The following is a 221-nucleotide window of genomic DNA, read 5'->3' on the forward strand; positions in this document are numbered from 1 at the left end:
TACGCCCTCCCGACGCAACGACAAAACCGTAAAGCCCCGCGTTCAGCATAACCCGGCAGGAATCCACTTAAATCCAGCGGGGCGCTGTCCAAACAACCGGGGCCAGCTCTTCAGTGTTCTGGTTGGCCGTCAAGGGTGATGGTTTTGGCGCTGCGTTTTCGCATGCTTTCTCCGGTGAGCTGGAGGCGGTGGGCGTTGTGGACGAGGCGATCGAGAATGGC

Annotated in this window: 1 protein-coding gene; it reads right to left on the reverse strand. The window is 59.7% G+C overall.

Features of this window, described 5'->3' with window-relative positions; translation table 11 throughout:
- Window positions 1-110: 110 nt before the first annotated feature.
- A partial coding sequence (locus QJT78_RS52735; protein ID WP_281461009.1) for an ATP-binding protein occupies window positions 111-221 on the reverse strand: 111 nt, incomplete at its 5' end.

Source organism: Bradyrhizobium sp. Mp27 (assembly GCF_029953005.1).
Lineage (GTDB): Bacteria > Pseudomonadota > Alphaproteobacteria > Rhizobiales > Xanthobacteraceae > Bradyrhizobium > Bradyrhizobium barranii.